The organism is Virgibacillus sp. GM2-2 (genome assembly GCF_055329585.1).
Window position 1 is genome coordinate 1 of sequence record NZ_JBUZWC010000208.1, and the last position, 215, is coordinate 215.

A 215-nucleotide genomic window follows, 5' to 3' on the forward strand; every position below is an offset into this window, starting at 1 on the left:
GCTCCCCGGAGGAAACGCTGTTCGCCAGCAATGCTCCGAATGTCGGCCAGGTCAGGCCCGTGCCAAGACTGTTCAGCACAGCCGCCGGGTACAGCATCCAGAGGACCGGAACACTAACCGTGCCTATGGCTGCCAATGCCTGCACCAGGAGGCTGTTGACCGCCAGCGTTTTCTCGCCGAAGCGCTTGGCCAGCGGACCAACCAATCCACCCTGC

The 215-nt window shown here is 63.3% G+C and carries 1 pseudogene; it reads right to left on the minus strand.

Annotated elements, in window-relative coordinates:
- A pseudogene (locus ACY9Z2_RS19580) lies at positions 1–215 on the minus strand (hypothetical protein); the annotation flags it as partial.